Below are 4,743 nucleotides of genomic sequence, written 5' to 3'. Positions count from 1 at the left end.
CATCGTGCCCGTGTTCAAGAACATGTTCGCCGACCTCGGGGGCCAGCTGCCGATTCCCACTCAGATCCTGGTGGTGATGTCCGAGAATGCGATCTGGGCCGTGCCACTGCTGGTCGTCGCGGGGGTCGTCTTCGCCGTCTGGTGGGGCAAGAACAAGCACACCGACCGGGTGAGGGCGGTCGTCGATCCGCTCAAGCTGAAGCTGCCGGTCTTCGGCCAGCTCTTTCAGAAGGTGGCGATTTCGCGCGTCACGCGCAACCTCGGCACGATGACGCGGTCGGGCGTGCCGATTCTGCAGGCTCTCGCGATCGTCGGGGACACCTCGAACAACTGGGTACTCGAAAAGGCGTTGCGCGAGGTTCAGGACTCCGTGCGGTCGGGGCGTTCGATCGCGGGCCCGCTCGGCGAGCATCCGGTCTTTCCATCGATGGTGGTGCAGATGATCGCGGTGGGCGAAGACTCGGGTTCGCTCGAGCAGATGCTGGGCAAAATCGCCGACTTCTACGACGACGAGGTGCAGTCCACCACCGAGGCGCTCACGTCGCTCATCGAGCCGCTTATGATCGCCGTCATCGGCGTGCTCATCGGCGGCATCATCGTGTCGCTCTACCTGCCGATGTTCTCGATCTACGGGCAGATCTCGGGCGGCTAGCCAGCCCCCGGACTGGGGGCGTGTTTTTGGCGTCTTCCCCCCCTTTGCGGGATTACGGCGCAGGGGGCGCACCACGCAACATTGCACCAGGGGGCCAGTTTTAAATGGGGGGCCGCCTGTCCAACAACTCGTTTCTAACGAAAAGGATAGGAATCTTGATCACTGCAATTCACAAGTCGCTCGCCACTAAGCGCGAGATGCTCGCCAAGGACGAGAAGGGCTTCACGCTCATCGAGCTGCTCGTCGTTGTTCTCATCATCGGCATCCTGACCGCGATCGCCGTTCCGGTGTTCCTCGGTCAGCAGGACCAGGCCCGCGACGCGGCCGCCAAGTCCGACCTCGGTGTTGCCAAGGTCGCCTACGTCTCGGCCGTCACGGCCAACGACGCCGTCCCGGCTGTCGCCGACCTTCAGGAGTTCGGTTACACCGCGAGCCCCGGCACCTCGGGCTTCGCGATCGACACTGCGAGCACCGTGTCGACCTTCTGCATCGAGGTCACCTCGGAAGCCGGCAACACGTTCAACATCACCGAGTCGACCGCGGTCGCCTCGGGTGGCTGCTAACCGGGTTCGCTGAACTCACTGGTGGGCCGTCGCTGCGGCGGCGCCCCACCTACCCGCTTTACCCGCACGATACGAGAGGGGGGCTCGATCGTCATGAACGTCCAACGCATCAACGAGCGACCCCGCTCGGACGCCGGTTTCGGCCTCATCGAGATCGTCATCTCGATGTTCCTGCTCGCGATCCTCGCGATGCTCTTTCTGCCGCTGCTGATTCAGGGTCTCAAGCAGTCGGCCGCGAACACCACGCTCGCCACCGGCACCCAGCTCGTCAACGAGCAGCTGCGCGCCGCGCAGGCCGCGAGCCCGGTCTGTTCCGACGTCTCGGCGTTGACCGGCACGAGCGACTTCACCGATCCTCGGGGTGTCGTCATCCGGGTCGTCACGACGGTCGGCACCTGCCCGGCGGGTGACGGCACGGTCTCCATCACGGTCACCGCCACCCGCACCGACACCTCGGATACCCTCGCGACCGCCTCGTCCCTGGTACTCGTCTCATGAACGCCCTGATCCGCCGACTGCGCCGCGACGACGGCTTCACGCTCACCGAGCTGATCGCCTCGTCGATGCTCTTCTCTCTCGTGGTGCTCGTCGCGGGCAGCATCTTCGTCGGCCAGTTCTCGGCCCAACAACAGGTGAGTGCGGTCACCACGTCGACGACGGATGCCCAGCTCGCCGGCACCACGATCGACACCGGCATCCGCAACTCGTCGGGCTTCGAGCTCACCGCAGTCGGATCCGACCAGATGCTCGTCGCACGCGTCGCGGGGGGCGGCACCACCCTGCAATGGGTCTGCCGCGCCTGGTACTACTCGGCGTCGGCGGACACGATCCGAATGACCTCCTCGACGCCGGGCACGCCGGTCGCTGCGCCGACCGCGTCACAGCTCGAGACCTGGACGCTGCTCGTCGACGGCGTCCACCCGGCGAGTGGCACAACGATCTTCACCGACGACGGCGACCGGGTCACCGTGTCGTTCCGCGCAGACACCGACGAAGACAACCAACCCGTGGCGATCGAACTGAGTTCGGCGCCGCTGGCCGGAGTGACGGAGAACACGACATGCTACTGAACCGCATCGCGTCAACGTTCCGTCGCCTCCGCACCGACGAGCAGGGGGCAGGGATGGCCGCTGTCGTCGGCCTCATGTCGGTGTCGCTGCTGACCACCTCGCTGGTCGCGACCTCGGTCGTGACGGCGACGGAGTACACCACGGTGACTCGCGCCGGGGTCGAATCTCAAGCGGCCGCAGAAGCCGGCATCGCCGTCGCACGCGCCGGCCTGCTGACCGGAACCTGCGTCTCGAATAGCAACAGCTACGCGAGCGCGGCGAACACCGTGCCCGAGTACGTCGCGACGATCTGGGTTCCGTCAGGGTCGTCGTGGGTGCGCGGCTGCCCCACGGGCACCGCGACGCAGGTGCGCATCCTCTCCACCGGCTATGCCGCGAACGACGGCGTGCTCGGGACTGACGGCAGAGACGAGTCGCACCTCGAAGTCGTACTGTCGTCGATCAGCGTTCCGTCGACGATCGAGGCGACCGGTCCCGCCATCTACGCCTACAACTCGCAGGGTTTCGGCGGCGGCGGAACGCTCGTCACGACCGGTGGAAGCGACGCGAGCATCCTGATCAAGGAGGGCGACGTCACCTGCACAGGCGGCGCGTCGGGTGATGCCGACATCGTCGTCAACAACGGCAACCTCACTGTCTCGGGCGGATGCGTCATCACCGGCAACGCGTACGCGAGCGGGAGAATCACGCTGCCCGGCGGTCCCGACATCGGCGGCAACGCGATCGCCAACGCCCTCACGATGAACGGCGGCAGTGAGATCGGTGGCAGCGTCTGGGTCAACCAAGACGTGACCCTCAGTGGTGGCGTCAAGATCGGCGGCAACGTCACCGCAGGCACCATGACATTCTCGAGCGGCGGTGAGATCGGCGGAAACGTGCAGACCACGGGCGCCGTGACCTTCAATGGTGGCGGCGGGGCGTGGATCAAGGGCAATCTGACGGCAGCCAGCTTCACGACCGGCAACGGTGGCACCGTGGAGAAGAACGCCTGGATCTACGGCGCGACGAGCGTCAACTGGGGAGCCGTGATCAAGGGCAACCTGACAACCAAGTCGTTCAGCAAGCCCGGAGGCAGCAACAGCGACTTCGTCAAGGGCACGCTCACGGTCGTTCCGGGCGGCCCTACGACGAGCCCGTACGCCACCAACCCCGCGAAGCCGGCTTGGCCCATCGTGCCCGACTGGATCAACTTCGACTACGACCCTGCCGACTGGTCGGGCTTCGCCATCGCGACGATCACCTCGAGCGGCTCGTGCAGCTACACCCAGGTGAAGAACGCGGTCGCGAGTTTCGCCGGGCAGAACGGCATCGTCAACGCACTCGGCTGCGTTGGCGGCGTCTCGATCGGTGGTTCGAATATCGTCACGCTGAATCAGGATGTCGCGATCTTCTCGCCCTCATACAACCTGAGCGGCGGCGGCGGGTTCACCGCGAGTCAGACCCGCAAGCTGTGGTTGATCACGCCCGACAACGTCGTCGAATCGCCGACCGCACCGACCTGCACGACGGGGGAGAACTCGTTCTCGGTAAGCGGCGGTTTCAGCTTTTCGAGCAACCTCCTCGTGATGATGTACACGCCGTGCAAGGTGGCGCTGGGCTCCAGCACCACCTTCACCGGTCAGGTGTTCTCCGGTAAAGCGGGCATCGCGGGGGGTGCGATGCTCACGTATACCGCCATCGGCCTTCCGGGCTACGACCTCAACACCGGGCTCAGCACAACCGTCGTGAGCACCGAAGCCGACCGCACCATCGTGTCCTTCCGCAACGTCGAGGAGGGAGACTGATGCTCGTCGTGCTCGTCGGAGCCTTCGGAACGTTCATCGGCTCCTTTCTCAACGTCGTGATCTACCGCGTGCCGCTGGGCAAGTCGATCGTGTCGCCGCCGAGCGCGTGCGGCACCTGCGGTCACGAGGTGCGGCCCTACGACAACATCCCGCTGATCTCCTGGTTGCTGCTGCGGGGCAAGTGCCGCGATTGCGCAACGCCGATCTCGGTGCGATACCCGCTCGTCGAACTCGCCGGCGCCGGCGCATTCGGGCTCGTCGCGTGGCGCTTCCTGCCCGAGGTACTTGCAGCCAGCGAAGCGGCGGGACTCGTCGACGGCATCCTGCAGCTGGTCGCTTACCTCTACTTCGCGGCCATCAGCATCGCGCTCGCTCTCATCGACCTCGACGTGCACCGCCTGCCGAACGCCATCGTGCTTCCCGCCTATCTGGTGGGTCTCGGGTTGCTCGGCGCGGCGGAGGCACTGACCGGGTCGTGGCAGCCGCTGGTCGTCGGCGCCCACGGCGCCCTCGCCCACGGCGGCATCTACCTCGTGCTCGCGTTGGTGCGCCCGGGCGGGATGGGCATGGGCGATGTCAAGCTGGCGGGCGTGATCGGCCTTTTCACGGGTTGGCTCGGCGTGCCCGAGCTGCTCGTCGCGACGATCGGCGCGGCTTTGCTCGGCGGCATCGTC

General features: G+C 66.0%; 6 protein-coding genes. All 6 read left to right on the top strand.

The features are described 5' to 3' along the window. Window positions 1-652, top strand: a 652-nt coding sequence (locus tag RMO30_RS03775) for a type II secretion system F family protein (protein WP_309709710.1), incomplete at its 5' end; no start/stop codon positions are given. A gap of 155 nt (window positions 653-807) precedes the next feature. Then, the gene (locus RMO30_RS03770) at window positions 808-1,215 is read left to right on the top strand and encodes a prepilin-type N-terminal cleavage/methylation domain-containing protein (RefSeq protein WP_309709707.1); all 408 of its coding nucleotides are present in this window, start codon (window positions 808-810) and stop codon (window positions 1,213-1,215) included. Between the two features lie 93 nt (window positions 1,216-1,308). Then, window positions 1,309-1,713 (top strand): type II secretion system protein, encoded by a 405-nt coding sequence (locus RMO30_RS03765; RefSeq protein WP_309709704.1) that lies wholly within the window; start codon window positions 1,309-1,311, stop codon window positions 1,711-1,713. Continuing rightward, a complete protein-coding gene (locus tag RMO30_RS03760; RefSeq protein WP_309709701.1) occupies window positions 1,710-2,285 on the top strand; it encodes a prepilin-type N-terminal cleavage/methylation domain-containing protein in 576 nt (191 codons plus the stop codon). The genes RMO30_RS03765 and RMO30_RS03760 overlap by 4 nt, the downstream gene beginning before the upstream one ends. Further along, the gene (locus RMO30_RS03755; protein ID WP_309709698.1) at window positions 2,276-4,069 is read left to right on the top strand and encodes a polymer-forming cytoskeletal protein; all 1,794 of its coding nucleotides are present in this window, start codon (window positions 2,276-2,278) and stop codon (window positions 4,067-4,069) included. Before RMO30_RS03760 ends, RMO30_RS03755 begins: the two co-directional genes overlap by 10 nt. Continuing rightward, the coding region (locus tag RMO30_RS03750; protein WP_309709695.1) for a prepilin peptidase at window positions 4,069-4,743 on the top strand (675 nt) is incomplete at its 3' end. The genes RMO30_RS03755 and RMO30_RS03750, both read left to right, overlap by 1 nt.

Source organism: Pseudolysinimonas sp. (genome assembly GCF_031389465.1).
Taxonomy (GTDB): domain Bacteria; phylum Actinomycetota; class Actinomycetes; order Actinomycetales; family Microbacteriaceae; genus Pseudolysinimonas_A.
The sequence above is the reverse complement of the archived record's forward strand: the minus strand, read 5'-3'. Positions and strand labels throughout refer to the sequence as shown.